This is a genomic window from Streptococcus mitis (assembly GCF_003942995.1).
Taxonomy (GTDB): domain Bacteria; phylum Bacillota; class Bacilli; order Lactobacillales; family Streptococcaceae; genus Streptococcus; species Streptococcus mitis_CV.
The window spans coordinates 44104-68582 of the sequence record NZ_RJOH01000003.1; the positions used below are offsets into that span (position 1 = coordinate 44104).

The 24479-nt window shown below is 38.8% G+C and carries 27 protein-coding genes; 7 read left to right on the plus strand and 20 right to left on the minus strand.

Annotated features, from left to right (window positions below; all coding sequences use genetic code 11):
• Window positions 1-859 precede the first annotated feature (859 nt).
• The 6 genes from D8836_RS03020 to D8836_RS03060 all read right to left on the minus strand — a co-directional run bounded on the left by D8836_RS03020 (window position 860) and on the right by D8836_RS03060 (window position 4278).
• Entirely contained in the window at window positions 860-1153 is a 294-nt protein-coding gene (locus tag D8836_RS03020) for a hypothetical protein (protein WP_033684780.1), read from the minus strand.
• 596 nt (window positions 1154-1749) lie between these two features.
• On the minus strand, window positions 1750-1959 hold the full coding sequence (locus D8836_RS03030) for a Blp family class II bacteriocin (protein ID WP_125393111.1): 210 nt from the start codon (window positions 1957-1959) through the stop codon (window positions 1750-1752).
• Between the two features lie 15 nt (window positions 1960-1974).
• Window positions 1975-2223, minus strand: coding sequence for a Blp family class II bacteriocin (locus tag D8836_RS03035; protein WP_033684777.1), 249 nt, complete (start codon window positions 2221-2223; stop codon window positions 1975-1977).
• A gap of 245 nt (window positions 2224-2468) precedes the next feature.
• The gene (locus D8836_RS03040) at window positions 2469-2939 is read right to left on the minus strand and encodes a hypothetical protein (protein WP_260468267.1); all 471 of its coding nucleotides are present in this window, start codon (window positions 2937-2939) and stop codon (window positions 2469-2471) included.
• Window positions 2940-2979: 40 nt separating this feature from the next.
• On the minus strand, window positions 2980-3465 hold the full coding sequence (locus D8836_RS03045; RefSeq protein ID WP_125393113.1) for a DUF6568 family protein: 486 nt from the start codon (window positions 3463-3465) through the stop codon (window positions 2980-2982).
• Window positions 3466-4047: 582 nt separating this feature from the next.
• Window positions 4048-4278 carry a bacteriocin class II family protein gene (locus D8836_RS03060; RefSeq protein WP_049543796.1) on the minus strand — a complete coding sequence of 77 codons (231 nt, stop codon included), beginning with the start codon at window positions 4276-4278 and terminating at the stop codon, window positions 4048-4050.
• A 281-nt stretch (window positions 4279-4559) separates the two neighbouring features.
• Here D8836_RS03060 and blpA point away from each other — a divergent pair, with 281 nt between their 5' ends.
• Genes blpA through blpC form a run of 3 tightly spaced genes read left to right on the plus strand, consistent with a single transcriptional unit; the run spans window position 4560 to window position 8300 of the window.
• Window positions 4560-6713 (plus strand): peptide cleavage/export ABC transporter BlpA, encoded by a 2154-nt coding sequence (gene blpA / locus D8836_RS03065; RefSeq protein WP_049543795.1) that lies wholly within the window; start codon window positions 4560-4562, stop codon window positions 6711-6713.
• A 10-nt stretch (window positions 6714-6723) separates the two neighbouring features.
• Complete coding sequence (blpB, locus tag D8836_RS03070; protein ID WP_049543793.1) at window positions 6724-8085, plus strand: peptide export ABC transport accessory protein BlpB; 1362 nt, start codon at window positions 6724-6726, stop codon at window positions 8083-8085.
• A 56-nt stretch (window positions 8086-8141) separates the two neighbouring features.
• Window positions 8142-8300 (plus strand): quorum-sensing system pheromone BlpC, encoded by a 159-nt coding sequence (gene blpC / locus D8836_RS03075; RefSeq protein ID WP_078141630.1) that lies wholly within the window; start codon window positions 8142-8144, stop codon window positions 8298-8300.
• A gap of 300 nt (window positions 8301-8600) precedes the next feature.
• Here the strand turns inward: blpC and D8836_RS03080 are convergent, their stop codons facing one another.
• The 3 genes from D8836_RS03080 to D8836_RS03090 are packed head-to-tail and all read right to left on the minus strand — an operon-like array spanning window position 8601 to window position 11035.
• Window positions 8601-9941, minus strand: a complete 1341-nt coding sequence (locus tag D8836_RS03080) for a sensor histidine kinase (RefSeq protein WP_049543791.1) — start codon at window positions 9939-9941, stop codon at window positions 8601-8603.
• 13 nt (window positions 9942-9954) lie between these two features.
• Window positions 9955-10692, minus strand: coding sequence for a response regulator transcription factor (locus D8836_RS03085; RefSeq protein ID WP_125393114.1), 738 nt, complete (start codon window positions 10690-10692; stop codon window positions 9955-9957).
• A gap of 4 nt (window positions 10693-10696) precedes the next feature.
• Complete coding sequence (locus D8836_RS03090; RefSeq protein WP_125393115.1) at window positions 10697-11035, minus strand: LytTR family DNA-binding domain-containing protein; 339 nt, start codon at window positions 11033-11035, stop codon at window positions 10697-10699.
• 276 nt (window positions 11036-11311) lie between these two features.
• Here D8836_RS03090 and D8836_RS03095 point away from each other — a divergent pair, with 276 nt between their 5' ends.
• On the plus strand, window positions 11312-11641 hold the full coding sequence (locus tag D8836_RS03095) for a hypothetical protein (protein WP_000132585.1): 330 nt from the start codon (window positions 11312-11314) through the stop codon (window positions 11639-11641).
• 62 nt (window positions 11642-11703) lie between these two features.
• Here D8836_RS03095 and D8836_RS03100 read toward each other — a convergent pair whose 3' ends face one another.
• Both D8836_RS03100 and D8836_RS03105 read right to left on the minus strand, forming a co-directional pair.
• A complete protein-coding gene (locus D8836_RS03100; protein ID WP_125393116.1) occupies window positions 11704-12753 on the minus strand; it encodes an ABC transporter permease in 1050 nt (349 codons plus the stop codon).
• Window positions 12750-13481: an ABC transporter ATP-binding protein gene (locus tag D8836_RS03105; protein ID WP_101776843.1), complete on the minus strand. Its 732-nt coding sequence runs from the start codon at window positions 13479-13481 to the stop codon at window positions 12750-12752. The genes D8836_RS03100 and D8836_RS03105 overlap by 4 nt, the downstream gene beginning before the upstream one ends.
• Window positions 13482-13548: 67 nt before the next feature.
• Here D8836_RS03105 and D8836_RS03110 point away from each other — a divergent pair, with 67 nt between their 5' ends.
• The 3 genes from D8836_RS03110 (at window position 13549) to D8836_RS03120 (ending at window position 15303) form a co-directional block, all read left to right on the plus strand.
• Window positions 13549-13959 (plus strand): HIT family protein, encoded by a 411-nt coding sequence (locus tag D8836_RS03110; RefSeq protein WP_049550803.1) that lies wholly within the window; start codon window positions 13549-13551, stop codon window positions 13957-13959.
• 9 nt (window positions 13960-13968) lie between these two features.
• Window positions 13969-14256 (plus strand): hypothetical protein, encoded by a 288-nt coding sequence (locus D8836_RS03115; protein WP_000777754.1) that lies wholly within the window; start codon window positions 13969-13971, stop codon window positions 14254-14256.
• A gap of 393 nt (window positions 14257-14649) precedes the next feature.
• Window positions 14650-15303, plus strand: coding sequence for a hypothetical protein (locus tag D8836_RS03120; RefSeq protein WP_125393117.1), 654 nt, complete (start codon window positions 14650-14652; stop codon window positions 15301-15303).
• A gap of 77 nt (window positions 15304-15380) precedes the next feature.
• On the opposite strand, the gene dnaJ is transcribed toward D8836_RS03120, so the two are convergent.
• The 9 genes from dnaJ to glnA form a co-directional block, all read right to left on the minus strand.
• Window positions 15381-16517 carry a molecular chaperone DnaJ gene (gene dnaJ / locus D8836_RS03125; protein WP_125393118.1) on the minus strand — a complete coding sequence of 379 codons (1137 nt, stop codon included), beginning with the start codon at window positions 16515-16517 and terminating at the stop codon, window positions 15381-15383.
• Window positions 16518-16826: 309 nt separating this feature from the next.
• Window positions 16827-17459 (minus strand): DJ-1/PfpI family protein, encoded by a 633-nt coding sequence (locus D8836_RS03130; protein WP_060627134.1) that lies wholly within the window; start codon window positions 17457-17459, stop codon window positions 16827-16829.
• A 111-nt stretch (window positions 17460-17570) separates the two neighbouring features.
• A complete protein-coding gene (gene dnaK, locus D8836_RS03135; protein WP_000034661.1) occupies window positions 17571-19394 on the minus strand; it encodes a molecular chaperone DnaK in 1824 nt (607 codons plus the stop codon).
• Window positions 19395-19819: 425 nt separating this feature from the next.
• Window positions 19820-20344 carry a nucleotide exchange factor GrpE gene (gene grpE / locus D8836_RS03140; protein WP_125393119.1) on the minus strand — a complete coding sequence of 175 codons (525 nt, stop codon included), beginning with the start codon at window positions 20342-20344 and terminating at the stop codon, window positions 19820-19822.
• Window positions 20345-20370: 26 nt separating this feature from the next.
• Window positions 20371-21405: a heat-inducible transcriptional repressor HrcA gene (gene hrcA, locus D8836_RS03145; protein ID WP_125393120.1), complete on the minus strand. Its 1035-nt coding sequence runs from the start codon at window positions 21403-21405 to the stop codon at window positions 20371-20373.
• A gap of 160 nt (window positions 21406-21565) precedes the next feature.
• Window positions 21566-22078 carry a DUF2812 domain-containing protein gene (locus tag D8836_RS03150; protein WP_125393121.1) on the minus strand — a complete coding sequence of 171 codons (513 nt, stop codon included), beginning with the start codon at window positions 22076-22078 and terminating at the stop codon, window positions 21566-21568.
• 34 nt (window positions 22079-22112) lie between these two features.
• Window positions 22113-22688 (minus strand): DUF2812 domain-containing protein, encoded by a 576-nt coding sequence (locus D8836_RS03155; RefSeq protein ID WP_125393173.1) that lies wholly within the window; start codon window positions 22686-22688, stop codon window positions 22113-22115.
• Window positions 22688-23008 carry a PadR family transcriptional regulator gene (locus tag D8836_RS03160; RefSeq protein ID WP_125393122.1) on the minus strand — a complete coding sequence of 107 codons (321 nt, stop codon included), beginning with the start codon at window positions 23006-23008 and terminating at the stop codon, window positions 22688-22690. Before D8836_RS03160 ends, D8836_RS03155 begins: the two co-directional genes overlap by 1 nt.
• 119 nt (window positions 23009-23127) lie before the next feature.
• Complete coding sequence (gene glnA, locus D8836_RS03165) at window positions 23128-24474, minus strand: type I glutamate--ammonia ligase (RefSeq protein ID WP_001122886.1); 1347 nt, start codon at window positions 24472-24474, stop codon at window positions 23128-23130.
• Window positions 24475-24479: the final 5 nt, after the last annotated feature.

The following is a 24479-nucleotide window of genomic DNA, read 5'->3' on the forward strand; positions in this document are numbered from 1 at the left end:
TTAGTTACAACCTTTACACTGTTAGTATAGCACTCATTTTATCCTTGGATCACTCAAATCATAAATGGTCATCAAAACATCTTGAATTGTTAAAAAATTTAAAAAGCAAGCATGAAAAACATACTTGCCCTGAGGGAAGTTGACAATGTGAAAATACAAAATAGAGAACTACTCACCCTCACTTCCGTATGTTCTCATATATTCTCATGATCGCAACAAGGATAGCAGCTGTCCCACTTGCCAAAACGAGAAGGGTAATAATAATGTTGAAGATTTCAGGCGTACTCCCTATTCTGTTGATAAGACGGAGTAGGGATATAACTGTCAACTGAATCAGGAGTATTGATTCTACTCTTACCAGTGAAGTCAGTCGGTTTTCAACTGCATATAAAAAGGCTGGTAGCAAAACACAGGCTATAGCAATCACAAACAGGTTGCTCCCCGTTTCTTCTCCCTTGTTCACCACGGAAATCATGAGAAGATTAGATGCTATGATTAACGTAGAACAGATGATAAAAAAGGATTTCTTATTCATTTAATATACCTCACATACTATGGTAAAAGTCAAACTGGACAAAGACAAACTTTAACTGTTAGCTTCTGAAAATTGAAACATTGTTTTTGTATTCACGAGGAATGCCTTTTTTTATTTTCGTCCTGTTAGAATACCGTTGCTTGTACTCCATCAAGCAACCCCATTCCATTAGATAGTATGTTGTCTAGCTCCTCCATCTTTTCATCTGAAAATGTTATTTTTCAGCGTTGATTGCTTTTTCATAGGTTGCTATCGTCCTTGATAACACCATCTTCCCATATTCTTCTCCAAGTGACTTCTTTCTCCTTGCCATTTTTTACCCCTTTATTTTACATTTTTTAGTTCTGAGTGTTGTTTTTTTTCTTCCTCTTCGTCTTCTTTTCTTTTATTCTTTTTATAATCGTTTAGCAGTTCAAAACCTTTATCAAAAGCAAAAAAACCTAAACCTAAAGAAAACGGTGCTCCGACTATTTCTATAACTTTTGCCCACCTTGTCCCAAAATCTTCTGAAAAATAAGCAAGCGCCCCGACGGCTAAAACTGCTAAGATTAAAAAATATGCTCCAAAATCTGCACTTTCTGTTACTTTAGCTTTTTCTGTTCTACTATTTTTACTCATGATAATTTCCTTTCATTTTTAACTTTTCTACTTCCGCTAATACTAACTATTTACCATGCTTTTTTACCTATGCATTAACTACTATTTAACCCTCTAAAAGTGGTTAGTTTTCTGCCTTCCTCTCCTCGCTACCTCACGATAGTCAGGCCTGGGAATCATTATTGGGTTCACCAGTAGCAGGTGTCCACCGAGGACTTACACCTCAGATATACGACATGCCCGTCGTACTTAAAAAAGAAAGGATGAAATTCGTCCTTTCTTGATCTTAGCTTTTCTTCAACTCACTACAGTTGACAATGAGCCAAAGGATAGTTAATAACCTATTGAAGTGTCAAATGTTGCTAACTCCATTGATCTTCAAATTTAAATAGGCACATTATCGGAGTTATCAGTAAGAAAAAATCTAACCAGTTCAAATAATTCATAATATAGGATATAATACCAGCCATAACGAAAAGGTACAAAGCTGTACGATATCCTCTCTTTTGGTTTTTATCAGCCTTGGTGTTAAAAATAATGTACACACAACAAATTGCAATGAGTATAAGCTGAATCATAGTTTCGTTTAACATATTAACACTCATTCCTTTTTAAAACTATTTTGGTGATCTCAATCCATAAGCTACAAAGCCACCTACTATAGCGCCTCCTGCTGCGCAAATAAAGTAAGCTTGGGGGCCTCCAGCAATACAAGATTGTCCTGCCTGAAATGCACCCGACAAGGCTCCTACAAGTACATCTCCTCCCAATCCACCTCCAGAAATATTACTTAATTCTTGATTATCTACTATTTTGTAATTAAACATAATTTCTATTCCCTTCTATGACCAAATATTATCAGCAATTGCAGTAAAAGAACCACCAAGTTTAGCTCCAGCCCAAGCACAGGCAGCAGTCATAGCCCATGTGGCACCACCAGTAAGGAGTCCTCCTACCCCACACATAGCAACTCCGATACCTGCTCCATAGACAGCTCCTTTTCCTACTGTTCCCCAATCAGTTCCTCCCTCAATGCTAGCCAGCATTTCAGTATCCAAAACATCAAATTGAGTCATTGTTTTTGTTTCCATGAGGAATACCTCCTTTTTTATTTTTAATTTTTGTCTTGTTGCAACTTTGACAAGTTTAGTATATCATCGTTTATTAATTTTTTTCATCCAAATCTTGAATTGTCATCGAAACGTCTTGAATTGTTAAAAAATTTAAAAAGCAAGCATTAAAAACATACTTGCCCTTTCACTCTTGTCTATAGGCAAATTCTAACCATATGTTATTACAAACAAATAGTATCATTTCACCTGTTTACCATCTATTTTTATTTATGAATTTTTTGTTTCACTTTAATCATTATAGAAGCCATAAAAAACGCGACAGCTAGCCGAAGCAGTTGGTAACTTTCTTCCTCTCCTGTTTTCGGTAATAATTTTTCATTCGAAGTAATAGATTCGCTTACATAATCAGTCCCCTTAACATCAGTTGAAGGAGCTTTATTTTCTTGAGCAACATCAAAAATAGGTTTGGGAGTTTCCAATTGATTCTTATTGTCTAACATTGCTAAATTGCCAGATTGAGTAGTTTTAGCTTTAGAAGTTGAGTTTATACTCTCCACTTTCCCACTATTTTCGCTATTAGAATTGGGATTATCATTGGATATTTTCATTTCGGTTCTTTTTTCATCACCCATACCTTTGCTGTCGCTTACAACTTTATCACTAATACTCATGCTGTCATCTCTGGTTTTCTCATCACGGACACTTTCAGTTACTGTTTCCTCAGAAGATTTCACTGTCTCCGTTTGCTTAGGTGAGTTGCTCGAGTACATATAATCATAAACCTGTTGTGCAGTTGCTCCGCCACCAACCCATCCAGATGTCGGATGTCCATTTTTTAAATAGAAACTCTCTCGCTTCCTCATCAAAATCCTTACCGTCCAAATCATAATACTCTAACTTCTTTTCAATCAAGTTATTAAATTCTTTCAATTCAGGAGAAAATTGACGACAATGAGAGCAAGTTTTTCTACCAAAATAAATAGTATGTTCCAATTGATCCTCTGTAAAAGAGTGACGTACAGCTTCAATATCTATCTTTTTAAAGTCCGTAACATTCTTCTCATACTCTTCTGGGGTTACAACAGAAGGTTTATGCTCCACCTTTTCCTTAGTCGATGGCAAATCTGGTGCCACAAGAGAACTATCATTCGCCTGGATAGATGAAGTAGTAGGATGTTCTTCTGCATATACAACACCCGTAGTAATAGATGCAAATACAAGTGGTACAAGTAATAGCGATTTTATCTTTTGATTCTTCATAAGAATACTCCTTTACATTTGTTATTTTTATCTTACCTTATTTAAGATTACAAATTCATCTAAATCTTAAATGGTCATCGAAACATCTTGAATTGCAAAAATTTCATTATAAAAGGGGTAAGTATTTCGAAAACACTTACCCCTTTATACTTCATTAAGCTCTACTTTTTATAATACTTCAATCCCCAAATGAGAAAAAGCATAATAATCAAGCAGAGAATAGCACCAATATAAGCGATTAATTGTTGGTAGAATTCTCCTGCTGTGATACTTCTATACAAACAAATAATAGACATAAAACCTGTCAAGCCGATATACATAAGTTGATTGGTTCTAGGACTAACCAATTCATCATTTACTTCTATTTAAGATCATGTCTTTTATGTTAATGTATGTTAACACTAAAAAACAAGTTAGGCCAATAATATTTAAAATAAACAATAACGGGGTTAAGTCTCTAAAAAAATTATCCACTGACACTATAAGAAATACTATACATAATATAGTCGAAACTATCTTTTTCTTGTTCATAATTATTTACTCCGTTCCAACTAAATTCAGCTTAGTAATGAAGAGCGATTTTTAACAGTATTTAGCACCACCAGTTGCCGCTCCGCCCCAAAAACCAACAGCAGCTCCAGATACAGTACCAATGATAGGTAGCGTTACAGTTCCTACGGCGCTACCAGCAACTCCTCCAGTCAATGCACCTCCAACTACACCGAGTCCACATTTTATCCAACCGCCACCTTCAACGCAAGTAAGCATATCAGCATCCATAATCTCAAATTGTTCCATCATTTTTGTATTCATGACAAATACTCCTTTTTTATTTTTAATTTTTGTCTTGTTGCAACTTTGACAAGTTTAGTATATCATTGTTTTTTAAAATTTTTCATCCAAATCTTGAATTGTCATCGAACCGTCTTAAATTAGCTTTTTTATTTAAAACCACCTCTAAAATTTTTTTAAAAGATAATTTCTAATCACTTTTTTACCATTCAGGAAGTTTCAATGACTATTCAAGATTTTATAAAGCACGAAATTGTTTTTATGTCATAATAGACCTATCCACTATATGAAAGGAATTGCCAATGACTTCTTATAAACGTACATTTGTTCCTCAAATAGATGCTAGAGACTGCGGTGTTGCTGCCTTAGCCTCGATTGCTAAATTCTATGGTTCAGATTTTTCTCTAGCTCACTTGAGAGAACTTGCAAAGACCAATAAAGAAGGGACGACTGCTCTTGGCATTGTAAAAGCCGCTGATGAAATGGGCTTTGAAACAAGACCTGTTCAAGCAGATAAAACGCTCTTTGATATGAGTGATGTCCCCTATCCTTTTATCGTTCACGTTAACAAAGAAGGAAAACTCCAACATTACTATGTTGTCTATCAAACAAAGAAAGACTATCTGGTTATTGGTGATCCTGACCCTTCTGTAAAAATCACCAAAATGTCAAAAGAACGCTTTTTCTCTGAATGGACTGGAGTAGCTATTTTTCTAGCTCCCAAACCTAGCTATCAACCCCATAAAGATAAAAAGAATGGTCTACTAAGCTTCCTTCCTCTGATTTTCAAACAAAAATCTCTCATTGCTTACATTGTTCTCTCAAGCTTATTGGTCACGATTATCAATATAGGTGGTTCTTATTATCTCCAAGGAATCTTGGATGAATACATTCCAAATCAGATGAAATCAACTTTAGGAATCATCTCAGTTGGTCTGGTTGTAACCTATATCCTCCAACAAGTCATGGGCTTCTCCAGAGATTATCTCCTAACTGTTCTGAGTCAGAGATTAAGTATTGATGTGATTTTATCCTATATTCGCCATATTTTTGAACTTCCTATGTCTTTCTTTGCGACACGTCGCACAGGAGAAATCATTTCACGGTTCACAGATGCTAACTCTATTATAGATGCCTTGGCTTCTACCATTCTTTCTCTTTTTCTGGATGTTTCTATTCTGATTCTTGTAGGGGGAGTCTTGCTGGCACAAAACCCTAATCTCTTCCTTCTTTCTCTTATTTCTATTCCTATATACATGTTCATCATCTTTTCTTTTATGAAGCCTTTCGAAAAAATGAACCATGATGTCATGCAAAGTAATTCTATGGTTAGCTCTGCCATTATCGAAGATATCAACGGGATTGAAACTATCAAGTCGCTCACGAGTGAAGAAAATCGCTATCAAAATATAGACAGCGAATTTGTAGATTATTTAGAAAAATCCTTTAAGCTCAGTAAATATTCTATTTTACAAACAAGTTTAAAGCAGGGAACAAAATTAGTTCTGAATATCCTTATCCTATGGTTTGGCGCTCAATTAGTCATGTCGAGTAAAATTTCTATCGGTCAGCTGATTACCTTTAACACACTTCTTTCTTACTTTACAACTCCTATGGAAAATATTATCAACCTCCAAACCAAACTCCAATCTGCGAAGGTCGCTAATAACCGTTTGAACGAAGTCTATCTAGTCGAATCTGAATTTCAAGTTCAAGAAAACCCTGTTCATTCACATTTTTTGATGGGCGATATTGAATTCGATGACCTTTCTTATAAGTATGGTTTTGGACGAGATACCTTAACAGATATTAATCTCACGATTAAACAAGGAGATAAGGTTAGCCTAGTTGGAGTTAGTGGTTCTGGTAAAACAACTTTAGCCAAAATGATTGTCAATTTCTTTGAACCCTACAAAGGACATATTTCCATCAATCATCAGGATATTAAAAACATTGATAAAAAAGTCTTGCGCCGTCATATTAATTACCTACCCCAACAAGCCTATATCTTTAATGGCTCTATTTTGGAAAACTTAACCTTGGGCGGTAATCATATGATTAGCCAAGAAGATATTCTAAAAGCTTGTGAATTAGCTGAAATCCGTCAAGACATTGAAAGAATGCCTATGGGCTATCAAACTCATCTCTCTGATGGAGCTGGTCTATCAGGAGGACAAAAGCAACGAATAGCCCTCGCTCGTGCTCTTTTAACTAAATCTCCTGTTTTAATACTAGATGAAGCTACTAGCGGTCTTGATGTCTTGACTGAGAAAAAAGTTATAGATAATCTTATGTCCCTAACTGATAAAACCATTCTCTTTGTAGCCCATCGTCTCAGTATAGCCGAACGAACCAACCGTGTCATTGTTCTTGACCAGGGAAAAATCATTGAAGTTGGTAGTCATCAAGAGTTAATGCAGGCGCAAGGCTTCTACCATCATCTATTCAATAAATAAGGAGAATGTCATGAATCCTAATCTTTTTAGAAGCGTCGAGTTTTATCAGAGACGTTACCATAACTATGCGACAGTATTAATCATACCTCTTTCATTACTGTTTACTTTCATCTTGATTTTCTCCCTCGTTGCCACAAAAGAAATTACTGTCACTTCCCAAGGAGAAATCACCCCTACAAGTGTCATTGCATCCATTCAGTCAACAAGTGATAATCCTATCCTAGCTAATCATTTAGTGGCAAATCAAGTAGTTGAAAAAGGTGACTTACTCATCAAATACTCTGAAACAATGGAAGAAAGTCAGAAAACTGCCTTAGAAACTCAATTACAAAGACTTGAGAAGCAAAAAGAAGGACTTGGAATTTTGAAACAAAGCTTAGAAACAGCGACTGATCTTTTTTCTGGCGAGGATGAGTTTGGCTACCATAATACCTTTATGAATTTTACTAAACAATCCCATGATATTGAACTGGGTATCACAAAGACTAACACTGAGGTTTCAAATCAAGCCAATCTTGCCAATAGCAGTTCATCAGCCATCGAACAAGAAATCACAAAAGTTCAACAACAAATTGGAGAATACCAGGAGCTGAGAGATGCTATCATAAATAAAAGGGCTCGCTTACCAACTGGCAATCCACACCAGTCAATTTTGAATCGTTATCTTGTAGCCTCACAAGGACAAACACAAGGAACTGCAGAGGAGCCATTTTTATCTCAAATTAATCAAAGCGTTGCAGGTCTGGAATCATCTATCGCAAGCCTCAAAATTCAACAAGCTGGTATCGGAAGTGTAGCAACTTATGATAATAGTTTAGCAACCAAAATTGAAGTACTCCGCACTCAGTTTTTACAAACAGCCTCACAGCAACAACTAACCGTGGAGAATCAATTAACAGAATTAAAAGTACAGCTAGATCAAGCGACACAGCGCTTAGAAAACAATACCTTAACCGCCCCAAATAAAGGTATCATTCATCTGAACAGCGAATTTGAAGGTAAAAATAGAATTCCAACTGGTACAGAAATTGCTCAAATATTCCCTATCATCACAGATACAAGAGAAGTACTAATCACTTACTACGTATCTTCTGACTATCTACCTCTACTAGATAAAGGACAAACTGTAAGATTAAAACTGGAGAAGATTGGAAATCACGGCATTACCATCATCGGCCAACTTCAGACAATTGATCAAACTCCTACCAGAACAGAGCAAGGAAATCTCTTTAAATTAACCGCTCTTGCAAAACTATCTAATAATGATAGTAAACTCATCCAATACGGCTTACAAGGTCGCGTCACTAGTGTAACTGCAAAGAAAACATATTTTGATTATTTCAAAGATAAAATTTTAACACATTCTGATTAATTTTCAGATAACACTCTAGAACTATTTATTATCTTATCAAAAAGGAGAATTATAACATGGATAAGAATCAAAACCTAACTTCATTTCAAGAACTAACAACTACTGAACTCAACCAGATTACAGGTGGAGGATGGTGGTTAGATTCAATATTAGATATGTTAACATCTAAAATACCAGACCAAGCCAATAGGTATGGAAATCATCAACAAATGTAATCATCCAAGGTGGTATTGGATAAAAAACTTGGCTCTATAATATTTGTAGTGGGTAAATCTCCTATAGATATTATGAAGCCTATTTTGTTGTAAAAAATAAAACAGTAACCTCAGGATGGCTACTGTCTAGTCTCATTTCTTCTTAAAACCTTTATTGACTTAATAAATGGTAGAAAAGAACCTTAAAAATCATAAAATACACAACCAATCTTTTCGAAACATTTATATTATAAGTTTTATTGTAGAGTTTTAATATATTTATTCTAGTATTTGATTTTTCAATGATTCTATTATTTGTTATCATTCAATTGATATCATTGTTAAAACCTGACGAAATACTTGATTTTTGCAGGCGGTATTTAGACTGGTATTAGGATGACTTTCCACAATTTTCATGACGGTATAGAGACCAACTCCTCTCTCCTCCCCTTTAGAGCTTGCTCCAAAGGAGAAGATTTCAGAAATATCGATGCCCTCTTCTTTGATGGAATTTTCAATGATAAATGTCTCCTGTGCTCCATTTTTAAAAAAGGCGATTGAAACGTGAGGTTGACTGGCCTCTGCACTGGCTTCAATAGCATTGTCACAAAGGATAGACACAATGGTTAGAAAATCAAGCAGTCTCATTCCCTCGACCTGAATCTCCTCAGGAACTTCGACATTAAAGACTATGTTCTTATCTCTAGCTTTTAGAAATTTCCCTGCTAGGAGACTTTTGAGGGCTTTATCACGAATATTCACTAATCTGCCCAGGTCATATTTGTTGTCCTGCAATTTTTCACTGGAATCCTTTAAAACAGAGTCGTAAACCTCTTTTATCTGCTCCATATCCTCCTCTTCAATGCCCAGACGTAAACTAGTCAAGAGGTTGCTATAATCATGCCGAAAGCTCCGTACTTCCTTGTAAAGTTCCTCTATATGCCGACTATAGCGTTCCATATCTCTATAGCGCAAGGTCTGCTCTTGGTTCAGTTTCTCCTGAAGTTTTTCCTTCAAATAGGTATCTAATTTCTTGATAACCCCCATAAAAAAGAGTAGATAAAATACCAGAATGAAATGGCGAACAGTCGTTGATTGTATACCTTGTACATATTCAAAATAAGACAGACTTTGCATCACTAGATAGTAAGCCCCCATTATCCAGTTAATCTTAGTCAGGGACTTTTGAAAATCTTTATCGGAAATCTCCTTTCTCAAACTAGTAAAATCATAGTCTAACCATTTCAAAAAGGCTAGAGAAATAAAGCAAATGAAAATTTTTATACATAACCAAATAAAAGAGCGGTCATCATACACATGCCCTTGCCCTAAAAATGGAAGCACAAAATAAGAAATACCTCTATAAAAGAGATTCACCAATATCATTGGAAAGAGACCATAAAAGAAAAGCAGTTTTTTAGGAAGTCCTCTTAACAGTAATAAAGACAAGCCTATGCCGTACAAGGGTTCCACAAAATAAGATAGGTAATTATTTCCTACTATATAGCTAATCGTTACAAAAATAACTACTAAAAGTAGCTTAAAAAGAAAAGCTTTAAAGACTCTCTCCAGAGTTAGAACAATTCCATCCACCTTAAAAAATATAAACAATTCCAATCCAGATAGCAAAAACACATATACGATCTTCCAAACTAATTCCATCCCATCACCTCACTCAGTGCAAGTTATTGATAGCCTCAGACACTTCCCTGACCTTATAACGCGCTATCATACAGCTACCACCATTGGGAAAGAAAAGCAGTTTTTCTTTCTTATCCAAACGCACCACATTGGCAGGATTGATGAGAAAAGAGCGATGGCACTGCAAGAGACGAGGTTCCTGCTTGAGAATCTCCTCCAAACTCGCTGTAAATTCCAACCTATCTGTCTCGCTATAGAGAATGACATGATGGGGTCTGGGAGACGTTTCGAGATAGTAAACCTCTTTAAAAGGATACTGGAATTGGGCAAATTTTGATTTAAAGTAAAAGCAATCTTCCGCTAGACTCTTACTGTCTTGACTATTGGCATAGAGGAGGGCTGTCTCGATCCGAGATTCAAACTCCTCTGCCGAAAGAGCCTTATCAATGTAGTCCAAAGCAGACACTTGGTAGCGAAAGGACAGGGGCATAAACTCTGAGTGAGTCGTCACAAAGACTATCAAGGCATAAAGATCCCGATCCCGAATCTTTCTAGCCACTTCCAGCCCCTTCATCTCCTCATTTCGAATCTCAATATCCAAAAAGAATAGCTGATGCGCCCCCTTCTCATGCACCTCTGCCAGCAGTTGAGCTGGCTTACCAAAGACCTCAAAAGAGCTGGGAGTGATATGATGTTCCTTCAAAAGTTTCTCAATCGTCGTTTCAATCCTAGTCTGCTGGGAAAAATCATCTTCTAAAACAAATATTCTCATCTTCTTACTCTCCTTCTTTCAACCATTTTTGACGAATTTCTCTATAGCGACGTCTGGCATACTTGACAGCGTATTGACCTTCTTCTCCGAGAAAAAGGATTCTTTCTTGAAAATCAATCGATTTTAATTTATCAAGATTAACCAAACAATTTCGATGACATCTCATCAAGGTTTCCCCATATTGGTTCTCAAGATTACTTAAATTTTGAACCATATTAAAACTAGCTTCTTCTGTAACAATCTGTACAGTATGGGCTTTAGTTGGATGTGCTTGGATATAGTAGATATCGTCGACGTTTACTTTATAGGCTATTTTCTGTGTCTGAATAATCATATGTTTCATTGGATTCTCCTCCTAAGAAGAGAATAACAGAAAAAATCTAACACAAGCCCACCAAATCCTAAACAGTCTTTGAAAACTCCTAAAAGGATTATTTTTCTACAACATCATGATGGGCTTACCACTATTTTATCATAAAATCTTAACAGTACCATTCAGGAAATTTCAAGAACAATTAAAGATTTGATGGTGAAAAAGAAGATAAAAGTGATAGAATGACAGTATCAAAACACAGTTGCTAGAATCAAAACTAGCACCCAGATTAGAGGAGGAATTCTCATGACAGATACAGACCCTATCAAAAGAGCTCAGACTTTGATAACTGACTTAAACAAAGCCTATCAAGCATGCAAACAGGCAACCGCTGACGACGTCCGCTTTCAGGAGCAATTAAACTCTATTCTTGGTTTTTTAGCCAAGGCTGAGACAGTGGATAATCGAGTCTTGATTGAACTGGAAAAATTCTACCAGACTTCCAGTCTTCTCATGGGACTCAGCGCTCTTGATCCAGATGCTCCTACTCGCGCTGCTTGGCGGGCCTATGACCGTTTCCACTTTGACCAAGTCAAGACCAAGTTGAGTCTCTACGGACCAACCATTCTCTTGTAGAAAATAAAAGAAGCTGAGCTAGATTGAACTCAACTTCTTTTTTAGTATCATATAAGCAAGTTTTAGTCCTGCATCTGACGTTTTACCTGATAAGGTAAGTACAAGACTAGTAAAACCAAACCAGCTCCCAGTAAGGCTAGAAGGGCTAGTTTTTCTTGGAAGGTCACAAGGCCGACAACTAATTCCACAAGTAAAACAAAACTGGTCAATCCTCGGACAACCGCCTGCAAGCCTTTTTCCTTTTGCCCCTTGTCCAGTGGAAAAAGTTGAGTCAAATACTGGTAGTCAAAGGCGTGATAGAGAGCCAGCAACTGGAAGAGCAAGAGGTAGTTAAAGAGAACCACCACTGCTGTCGCAATCCAAGCTTGCTCGATAAAGACCTGCGCCAGCAAGGAAAGCAAGAGCAGACGAAGGCTGAGGGCAAAGAGGTCTCCATTTCGCAGATAAGAACGCAGATAGAGATTTTGCCAAATCTTTCCAGGCACCTTCTGAACAGCCTTTAGGATAAAGTCCAGATAGGCACGACGCTTGACGCTGTTTGAAATTCCCTTGACCTGCGTAAAGAGGGCAAAGAAACGAAGTAAGATTTGCTTACGCTTGCTTTCTTGAGAAATGACATAGTCCCAGTCCAGTCCAGTTTCAGTGAAAAATTTGCTGGCCTTTTGACGAAAGAGGAAATATTTACCTAACCCAAACAAAAGCACATAGATTAGGAAGACAGGCAAGCCATAACCCATGGCTAAAAATAAGGGCGCAAATAACAGCAAGAAAAGGGTCTGGACAAAGAGCCAAAAGACCAGGGAAATGCCGGTTTGACGCTTGAGATGGAGTTTGATTTCCTCTTCTCCAACTAAGAGAAAGAGCTTGTCTGGAGCCTCCATATAGGTGGCAATTCCTCCCCAAAGCAAAAGTAAAACAGACGTAATTCCTACAAATAAAAGGATAGGCCAATGATTTTCAGGAAAATCTTGTAAGAGTTGACTGTACTGGTAGGCTAGAAAGCCCAGCAGGACAAGCAGGAACAAGACAAAGTGGTCATTAAGAACATAGCGCAGATAACCGACACACTCCTTACGAAAAGCCTGCTTTCTCTTTAAAAACAAGTCTTTCATAGCTCCTCCTCTTTGGTCAGAGCCAAGTAAATATCATTCAAACTAGCCTCAGGCATATCAAAGGCTTCGCGCAGTTGCGCCAGATTTCCCTTGGCACGCACCTCTCCCTTATGGAGAATGACAAAGGCATCACACATCTTCTCCGCCGAATCCAGCACGTGAGTACTCATGAGAATGGACTTACCTTTTTGCTTTTCCACTTCCAAAAGCTGAATCAAGTCCGCAATAGCCAGCGGATCAAGACCAAGGAAGGGCTCATCCACGATGAAAAGACTCGGATCCACCACAAAAGCACAGATAATCATGACCTTCTGCTTCATCCCTTTTGAAAAATGAACAGGGAACCAGTCTAATTTCTGGTCCAGACGAAACATTTTTAACAAGGGCTCTACTCGGTCAAAAGCCACTTTCTGCTCAATACCATAAGCCATAGCAACCGTTTCGATATGCTCTCTGAGGGTCAATTCCTCATACAAGCTAGGTGTCTCAGGAATGTAGCCAATTTGCTTACGGTAACTTGTCGCATCTTCTTGCAGGGTCAAGCCATTGATATTGATGGAGCCACTATAAGGTGTCAACAGACCGATAATCTCATTGATTGTCGTCGATTTCCCAGCACCATTGAGACCAATCAAACCGACCAGCTGCCCACTTTCAACAGTAAAGGACACATCTTTCAAGACAGGGACATGAACATAGCCACCTGTCAGGTTTTTAATTTCTAACATATTTTCTCCAAATCTGGTATAATGTAGCTATATTATATCAAAATTCAATACAGTAGAGGTAGATTTTATGTCAGATTGCATTTTTTGTAAAATCATCGCAGGGGAAATTCCTGCTTCAAAAGTATACGAAGATGAGCAGGTTCTTGCCTTTCTTGATATCTCTCAAGTAACACCAGGACACACCTTGGTCGTGCCAAAGGAACACTATCGCAATCTTTTGGAGATGGACGCTACTAGCGCTAGCCAACTCTTTGCCCAAGTGCCAAAAGTGGCTCAAAAAGTCATGAAAGCCACTAAGGCTGCTGGTATGAATATCATTGCCAACTGTGAAGAAATCGCTGGTCAAACCGTCTTTCATACTCACGTTCACCTCGTGCCTCGCTACAGTGCGGACGATGACCTCAAGATTGATTTTATCGCCCACGAACCAGACTTTGACAAACTTGCTCAAGTCGCTGAAATCATCAAAAATGCCTAAGGAGTTACCATGAAATTATCCAATCTATTGCTATTTGCAGGAGCTGCAGCCGGAAGTTATCTGGTCACAAAAAATCGTCAAACCATCACAGATGAAGTCTTGAATACCACTGACCGCGTTCAAGCTATCAAGGATGATGTGGATATTATCCAAAACAGCCTGCAAATCATCGACCAACAAAAAGAACTCATCAAGGAATACCAAGAAGACCTGACTTACAAGTTTAAGGTCTTGGAAAAAGATATCCAGACTAGATTAGCTGTGATAAAAGAAACACAGGAAATCGAAGATAAGTAAAAGAGCCCGACGGCTCTTTTTTAAAAGGTAAACAAGTTATATCCCATCAACTATACATCATAATTTAGCCAACTCATACTCAATAAAAATCAAAGAGCAAACTAGAAAGCTAGGCGCAGGCTGCTCAAAACACCATTTTGAGGTTGTGGATAGAACTGACAAAGTCAGTAACATATATACGACAAGCCGACGCTGACGTGGTTTGAAGAGATTTTTGAAGAGTATTATTCACCGTTTCATAACTAAATCGAAGACTTTCCGCCGTAATGAAAACACCTGAAACTTTGAGGCCTAAGTTCAAAGTTTAGGTATAGGATTTCGAAGAAGGTCGCTACCGTCCGTCATTACTTAAGGAAAGTTTTAAAAAATCTATAATCAAAAAGAGGAAAGAAAATGAAACAGTTTTTTAAAATTCTGGCACAGATCATCCTAATCCCTTGTGGCTGTCTTAGCCTTCTTGCAGTTCTAGCATTTCTAGTACTGTTTTTTGCTTTCAGAGCCTCACCGAGTGACATCCGAAAAGGGAATGAAGACTTAAAACAAATCTTTATCTCTCTTGACATGCCTCCTAAGAAAGTAAATTCAAATGGAAGGTATCAATTCGAGGGTGGGGGCTTAAATTTTTATGTTACTTTCTCAGATGAGGTCATCAATAGTCACCCTGTCCTAAAAGAAAGTCCAAAACTTACCAAAAACCGACTCGAAGTCTATGTCCTACAGACTGGAGAGATTTCATACTATAAAGTAGGGGATAACTTGTTCAATCATGGTTTATTGCAATTTTTAGAGAAGGAAAGTAGGAATTATTTACAAGAAATCGGAAAGAATCCAAATACTGATTACTCAGTTCTATATTGGAAGGATCAGGAAAGTCTAAAAAAGGGAATTGCTTTCTATGAAAAAGCCTTGACTTTGGTGGATATTCAGGATAACTCAGCAATCAGACACATTGATACCGTTACCATCAAGCCTGGTAAAGAAGCGGAAATCAAGCAACTCATCCAAGATATGGATGCAGCTGGCTTACTCAAGCAAAAGTATAAATAATAGGCTAACTGGAAAATGATTTTTCGACGCTAAATTTTCAAAGATAACACAAAAAGAGCCCGATGGCTCTTTTTGCTTTATTCTCCTTCAAAGGCATCTTTAATATGGTCAAAGAAGCCTTTTTTCTTTGGATTGACTTTTAAATCACCTGCGGCTGCGAATTCTTTCAAGGCTACTTTTTGGCGGTCGTTCAATCCTGTCGGTGTTACGACATTAACGGTAACGTATTGGTCACCAACTGCACCACCACGAAGGCTCGGAGCTCCCTTACCACGTAAACGGAATTTCTTACCAGTCTGAGTTCCCTCTGGGATAACCAATTCAACATCACCGTGAACAGTTGGAATATCAACTGTGTCACCAAGAGCTGCTTGGACAAAGTTGAGGTTGAGATTGTAGAAGATAGTCGTTCCTTCACGTTCAAACTTATCGCTGGCTTCCACAGAAACCACTACATACAAGTCACCATAAGGTCCACCGTTAAATCCAGCTTCACCCTGACCAGCTAGGCGAATTTGTTGACCAGTTTCCACACCAGCAGGAATTTTCACATGTACGCTATGCGCTTGTTTTTCATGCCCTGTTCCGTGACATGTTGTACATGGATCTTTGATTTCTTTTCCGCGACCGTGACAGACATCACAGGTTACTTGGCGACGCATCATACCAAGAGGAGTTTGTGTATCGACGTTAATGACACCAGCGCCATGACAGCGTCCACAAGTAACTGGACTTGTTCCTGGCTTAGCACCAGAGCCATTACATGTACTACAGCTTGCTTCACGATTGTACTTAACCTCTTTTTCAGCTCCAAAAATAGCTTCTTCAAAGGTCAAATTCACACGATACTGGAGGTCATCCCCTTGGCGAGGAGCGTTTGGATTGCGCGAAGCACCGCCTCCGCCGAAGAAACTTGAGAAAATATCCTCAAAACCACCGAAGCCTCCTGCCCCATCGAAACCGCCGAAACCACCAGCTCCACCAAAACCACCGTTGGCTCCAGCCGCACCATATTGGTCATAGGCCGCACGTTTTTGATCGTCACTCAAAGTCTCATAGGCTTCCTGAACTTCCTTGTACTTTTCCTCAGCACCAGGCTCCTTGTTGATATCTGGGTGATATTTTTTCGAAAGCTTACGATAAGCCTTTTTGATCTCGTCTGCCGAAGCGTTTTTTGACACCCCCAGACGATCATAAAATTCAGTATTGTTCATACAAGATACCAAGACCGTAAAATTCGACTGAAAAATAGGAAATCTGACGCTGGAGCGATGCTCCTAGACAGATTTATCTTTTTTCCGAGAATTTAGGTCGGGTTCAATTCCTTTCTGTTATATTGAATAAGAAATTTGGGAACCCGTGTTCAGTTACGAACACCCTTGTTCCTTTCTATTGATATTTTGAATCAAACCTCGATTTAGGTCGGGGTCAATTCCTTTCTTTTATATTGAGTAAGAAATTTGGGAACCCGTGTTCAATTCCCTGAACACCTTTGTTCCTTTCTATAATTTTCATGTAAATCTTTAGAGGCTGTTTTCTATACTCTGCTTCACTTGATTAAACTCTTCATCTGATAGAGTAAATATCAAATCCTCTTCAGCATACTCGTTCTGTTCTTTAAAATAATTATCCGTATTCTCTGCCAACCCTAAACCGAAAATCACTTTTCTTGCAAACTCTTGATGTGCAAAACCAATAGCCGTAATGATTTGTTTATCTTGGACAAGAACTTTCGGTTGAAAATTCTCACATGGAAGAAATTCAAAATAGTCAAAGAAGTTTTGCCAAATTCCACCTGTAAATTTCGTGTCGTTCAACAAGCCTGCTTTCGCCAATAAAAGGGGCGCTGAAGAAATGGCTGCAATTAGGATATCTTGCTCATCAAGACTTCTCAAAAACGAGATCAATTTCTCATCTTGTAGAGTAGGACCTATATTTACCATTCCTGGCAAAATCACACAAGAATAATCTTCTATACGGATTTGAGCCAATGTTTTCGTCGGTTGACAGGGCAAACCATCCTCAGAGACCACCATCAAATGATCTGAAGCTACATAATCAATCGTGATATCAAAAGACAGAGCTAAAGTACTTGTTAAAGAGGCTATCTCATAAAGAGAAAAATTAGGATAAATGACACAAAGTACTTTTTTCATACGCAACATCCTCTATTTTATCGAAAAACAGAGGCTGGGTTGCAACCTCTGGATTTCTTCTTATACTCGCCTGATTTTCAAGCTCGGGATAAAATAGTCCACTGGACTATTTTATTTCTCCGTAAACTCTCCGTCTACGACGTCATCACCTGCGTTTCCTGTTGCTTGTGCACCTTCTGCTCCTGCTTGAGCTTGTTGGGCTGCTGCGGCTTGTTCGTAAAGTTTAACAGCAAGTCCTTGAGCTTTTTCGTTCAATGCTTCAAGTTTTGCTTTCATGTCGTCCAAGTTGTTGTCTTCTTGCGCTTTCTTAAGGTCATCAAGGGCAGCTTGGGCAGCGTCACGTTCTGCGTCGAAACCTTTTCCTTCAGTTTCCTTGATAGTCTTTTCAGTTGCGAAGATAGCTTGGTCTACTTCATTACGAAGGTCAACTTCTTCTTTACGTTTCTTATCTGCTTCAGCGTTTGCTTCTGCATCTTTCATCATGCGGTCGATTTCTTCATCAGTCAAACCTGAGTTAGATTGGATCACAATAGTTTGTTCTTTTTGAGTTCCAAGGTCTTTGGCCTTAACAGACACGATACCGTTCTTGTCGATGTCAAATGTTACTTCAATTTGAGGAATACCACGAGGTGCAGCTGGGATATCTGTCAATTGGAAACGTCCAAGAGTCTTGTTATCTGCTGCCATTGGGCGTTCACCTTGAAGAACGTGGATATCAACGGCTGGTTGGTTGTCTGCTGCAGTTGAGAAGACTTGTGATTTAGATGTTGGAATTGTTGTATTGCGGTCGATGAGTTTTGTGAAGACACCACCCATTGTTTCGATACCAAGTGACAATGGTGTTACATCCAGAAGGACAACGTCTTTAACATCACCAGTAATGACACCACCTTGGATAGCCGCACCCATAGCAACTACTTCGTCAGGGTTTACTGATTTGTTTGGTTCTTTACCAGTTTCAGCCTTAACTGCTTCTACAACAGCTGGGATACGAGTTGAACCACCAACAAGGATAACTTCATCGATTTCTGACAAGCTCAAACCTGCATCTGAAAGGGCTTGACGAACTGGAACTTTTGTACGTTCTACAAGATCACGAGTCAAATCGTCAAATTTCGCACGAGTCAAAGTCATTTCCAAGTGAAGAGGTCCAGCTTCACCAGCAGTAATGAATGGCAAGCTGATTTGTGTTGAAGTTACACCAGAGAGGTCTTTCTTAGCTTTTTCAGCTGCATCTTTCAAACGTTGCATTGCCATCTTGTCAGTAGACAAGTCAATACCGTTTTCTTTCTTGAATTCTGCTACCAAGTGGTCGATGATTTTTTGGTCAAAGTCGTCACCACCAAGTTTGTTGTCCCCTGCAGTTGACAATACATCGAAGACACCGTCACCCAATTCAAGGATAGAAACGTCGAATGTACCACCACCAAGGTCAAATACCAAGATTTTTTCTTCTTTGTCAGTCTTGTCCAAACCGTAAGCAAGGGCTGCTGCTGTTGGTTCGTTGACGATACGTTCTACTTCAAGACCAGCAATTTTACCAGCGTCTTTTGTTGCTTGACGTTGAGCATCGTTAAAGTAAGCTGGAACTGTGATAACTGCTTTAGTAACTTTTTCACCAAGGTAATCTTCAGCGTAGCCTTTCAAGTATTGAAGAATCATAGCTGAAATTTCTTGTGGAGTGTATTCTTTTCCGTTAGCAGAAACTTTTTCAGAAGTTCCCATCTTAGATTTGATAGAGATAACTGTATCTGGATTTGTTACTGCTTGGCGTTTTGCAGCGTCACCAACGATAATTTCTCCGTTTTTGAATGAGACTACAGATGGAGTTGTGCGGTTTCCTTCTGGGTTTGCGATGATTTTGCTTTCAGTTCCTTCAAGAACTGCTACTGCTGAGTTTGTTGTACCTAAGTCAATACCGATAATTTTAGACATGTGTTTTTCTCCTTAAATTTATCTTCTTTTTTTCTTTTTGATACTCTTCTTAAGTGGCGGCGCCGTCAGAGCTTGACTTCGTTAATCTCTTTGACTAAACTTTGAGCCTAAGGTCTCAAAGTTTGCGCAAATAGCGCCACGGCGAAGAGTATCGTCTTTGGTTCGCTTCGCTCACTATTGCAAAGCTGAACTACTTTTTTATCTTTCTTCATAGTTTATTGTCGTTTCGGACAAGATTCCTATTATGTTACAACACGAGGAGTCGAAATCGATATTATTTCGACGACGAGTTGCTTTTGCTACTGTCAGAATTGCTTAATCGAACACGCCCTAAGCTCTGGGTAAAAAAGATAGATTTTCTTGTGTTCATCGAACACTTCGTCAATCTCCTATTTTTACTGTGAGCTTTCTACGGGCTTTGTATCTTAGTTATACACCACCACCATAGCTGGACGTAGGATGCGGTCATGGAGTTTGTAGCCTTTTTGGAAGACTTGGGCGATAGTGTCTGCTGGGTGTTCATCATCTGATGGGAGAGTTTGGATGGCCATATGGTAGTTATGGTCAAATTCGCCGTCAGCTGCGATTTCTTCGATCCCCTCTTCTTTTAAAGCGTGAATCAAACTTTCTTGCACCATCTCCAATCCTTTTTTGACATCGTCTGTCAATCCTTCAACTGCGAGTGCACGCTCAAGATTGTCGAGCGATGGTAAGATTGCTTTTGCCAAGTCCTGGCTACGATAACGTTGCAAATTTTGACGCTCTTCATTGGCACGGCGTTGGATATTTTGCATTTCTGCATGAGCGCGAAGGTATTTATTTTCGAACTCATCCGCACGTTCATTTGCCAAGTCCAACTCAGACTTCTCAGGAGTTGTTTCTTCTACCGTTTCCACAACTTCCTCTTCTTGAACTTCTTCTACTTCTTCATTTTTTATATCTTGGGCCATTTTCGCCTCCTTTAATGATTTCAATCTTAATGTACTTCGTAATGATTACTGCTGAGGTAGCGGTAAAAATCTGTCAACTTCATAGTCAAAACACGGTTGACTACGTTGACTTGGTTGATTAGTTGTTGGTAATCCAGATTGACTGGACCGATAATGGCTAGAATTCCAACTCCCCGATAAGGAATGAGGAACTTACTACTAATCACCGCTAGGTCTGCTAGACAGGACTCTTGACTGTCTGCAATACGGACATTTTGCATCTGATCCTCATGCAGCCCCTCACGAATCTCCAGAGCCACCTTTTGCGGTTGGTCAAAGAACTGATAGGCTGCTAGATTGGCAAAATTCAAGAGATTGACCTTGCCCGCCACCACAATGTTTTCGTTGAACATTTCCTTAAAGATATGTTCAAAGAGATCGATAACATTGTCCGTTGTTGTAAAGTAACGCTGGATAATCTGCGGAATCTCCGTCCGAATCTTGTAGTGAATATCTAGAACGGTGTGGCCGAGGAAACGTTCCTGAATGATACTCTTCAGTTTCAGCAAATCCTCCTGCAAGAAGTTCCTTGGAATCAGAAACTGACTAGTAACCGTTCGAGACTCGTCTAGGGTGAATACTGCCAAGGCTGTATGTTGCCCCAAAACAACGATATCAAAGGCTGTCAACCGTTGCCTGCTCGGCTCAACATCCAGTGCTACTACCGTACAGCCACTCAAGTCTGTCAGTAGATTAGCAGCCTCTTGCAGAATATCCTCCAATTTGAAAAATTCCTGATCAAAGGCTTTGACAATCTCGTAAACCTCATTTTCAGCCAGTCGGTCAAAATCCAGTGAGTGTTTCACATAGTACTGAAAACCAGCAACACTTGGCATCCGACCACTTGAAGTATGAGCCTTCTCAAGCAAACCTTGCTTTTCTAGAGCCGCCATGTCATTACGAATGGTTGCACTGCTAGAGTTAATAGACTCTTGCAAGGCTTTGGATCCGACAGGTTCGTGCGTTTTGGTAAAGATGTCAATAATCAGATTTAAAATATCCTGCTGACGCTCTGTAACCACCTCATCACTCCTCTCTGTCTGATCGATTAGCACTCGATACGCTCAAGTGCTAACTTATGATTCTATTATACACCCTTAAAAGAGAATGTCAAGATAAAAACTCAAAAAATTAGCACTCTTTTATCAAGAGTGCTAAAAATCAGTCTGAAGACCTAGAACCCTACCTTCCATCTACTTGGTATTTCCTTTTAAGTCTGAAAAAACCATGGATTAGATAAGAAATCAGAAAAGCATATAAAACAAAAATAATAAAGAAAGACATGGAAAGATCTTCTCTAAACGAACTCATACAAACAACAAGACCACCTAAGAAAGTCGCTGTACAGGAACGAAGTCTATATCGCATAACTTCCCATCTGAGCCCCTTACTCATATAGACTTGATCCTCTGGAAGTAAATCAGAAGACGATTTACGAAGAATCGAACAAAAACCAGCTCCTATCAATTCCCAACCGCTATCTCTAAAATCTTGCAGTTCATGCTTATGCTTTTTAAGAAACCTAGAATCATAGATACGGTAGATGATATCGTCTGGCTGACATTTGTCAAAATAGAACAAACCAAAACGACTCGTTCTATAGCTCCAACCTTTCAAATGCATCTCATGTAAATATTCTTCTTCCTTGTCCAAATCAACAATGGTGAAAATCCGAAATTGCTTTTTATTTATCATGACTTTCCCTCCAATTTTGAGCATACCTACCCTATCATAAATCTGATAATTTCTTCTTTTTATGCCATAACTTCCAGCCAATATAAGAAACTATTAACAAAAGGATCAAAGATAAGAAAATATCTAGCCCGACTGCAAGTAAACTCCATAGACCATACGCATTACTTCTATTGAGCAATTTAAGTAAGAATGGTATATGTATGGCTAGCAAAAGTAAAACAGGTACTAATCGCAGTCTTAAAATGCGATTAACCATAGCTAACTTCCCAGCAGCGTCATTATAGATTTCAAACTCTGCATTCGATTCAATTTCAGAATGTGCTTTTCTAAAATAGGAAAAACTATTAAAGTCTGTAATATGCTCCCAGCCACAGTCTTTAAACAGTTGTAAATAGGAGGCTCTCTCTGATTTTTCCATTGGGTAAAAATCCAACTGATAAGACACTTGCTCAGGGTGACACTTTTCAAAGGTATACTTAACTGCAAACAATAAGATAGAATAGCTTACTTTCCTAAGTTTCCAGCCCTTAGCATGCATTTCTCTAAAGTATAGAGCCTCCCTCTCATAATCCGCAATTGTAAAAATTCGATAAACAATTTTCTTTTCCATCATCCTTCCTCCCGACTGTTTCTATAGAGCCGTTCAATACGCTTCAATTCAATATCTAAGACTTTTCGCCCCAAATCTGTGATCTGATAGATTTTACGTTTTTCTTCTTCTCGGACAAAGAAAATCAAGCCATCCTTTTCCATCTTTGACAAAGTTCCATACATAGTTCCAGGACTAATCGAAACTTGCAAATCTGTCATCTCCTTGACCTTTTGCGTAATACTATAACCATGACCTTCCTTTTGCAGACAGAACAAGATATAAAAGCCCGTTTCCGTCATCGGAAGATAAACTCTACGAATCTTATCAGTTAATTCCATTTATAACCACCTCCTATTCAGTTCGATATATCGCACTTCGTTATATAAAATATATCACACCTCGATACAAAACACAAGAAAAAAGATCACCCTCAGGCAATCTTTCTTCTATATTAGTATTAGTAAAGGTCTAAATAATTATCAATTTCCCATTGTGAAACGAAGGTTGCATAACTTGCCCATTCGATTCGCTTGGCTTCAAGGAAACTAGTATAGATATGTTCTCCAAGAGCCGCTCTGACAACTTCATCTTCTGTCAAAGCCTTCAAAGCGTTGTGAAGGGTTGATGGAAGGTCTGTAATACCAGCTTCCTTGCGCTCTTCTGCTGTCATGATGTAGATATTTTCTTCGATAGGAGCTGGTGCTTCGATTTTATTTTCAATACCATGCAAACCAACTTCCAAAAGAACAGCCATAGCGATGTAAGGGTTTGCCATTGGATCCACTGAACGCAACTCAAGACGAGTTCCCATACCACGTGAAGCAGGCACGCGCACAAGTGGCGAACGGTTACGACCAGCCCAAGCAATGTAAACAGGCGCTTCATAACCTGGAACCAAACGTTTGTATGAGTTAACCGTTGGATTCATGATAGCAGTATAGTTGTAAGCATGTTTGATCAAACCGCCAAGGAAATGGTAGGCCGTTTCTGACAACTGCATTCCTTTTGGATCATTGGGATCAAAGAAGGCATTATTTCCTTCTGCATCAAACAAGGACATATTACAGTGCATACCTGATCCAGCAATACCAAATTTTGGTTTAGCCATAAAGGTTGCGTAAAGCCCATGTTTGCGAGCAATGGTTTTAACAACAAGTTTAAAGATTTGAATCTTATCACAAGCACGGAGAACTTCATCGTACTTGAAGTCAATTTCATGTTGTCCAACCGCAACCTCGTGGTGACTCGCTTCTACTTCAAATCCCATTTTGGTCAAGACATTGACAATCTCACGACGTGTATTGTCCGCAAGGTCAGTAGGCGCCAAATCAAAGTAGCCACCCTTGTCATTCACTTCAAGTGTTGGATCTCCATTTTCATCCAATTTAAATAGGAAGAATTCTGGCTCCGGTCCAAGGTTGAATGATTTGAATCCCACTTCTTCCATGTGACGAAGAGCACGTTTGAGATTACCACGAGGGTCACCTGCAAATGGTTCACCTTCTGTTGTATAGACATCACAGATCAAACCTGCAACACTTCCATTTTCATCTCCCCAAGGGAAGACTGTCCATGTATCCAAGTCAGGGTACAAGTACATATCCGACTCATTGATACGTACAAAACCTTCGATTGAAGATCCATCAAACATAGCCTTGTTTGACAAGACTTTATCTAACTGTTCATCTGTAGCAGGAATTTCGACGTTTTTCATGGTTCCCAAAATATCTGAGAACATGAGACGAATAAAGGTAACATTTTTTTCCTTGACTTCACGACGAATATCTGCAGCTGTGATTGGCATGAGTT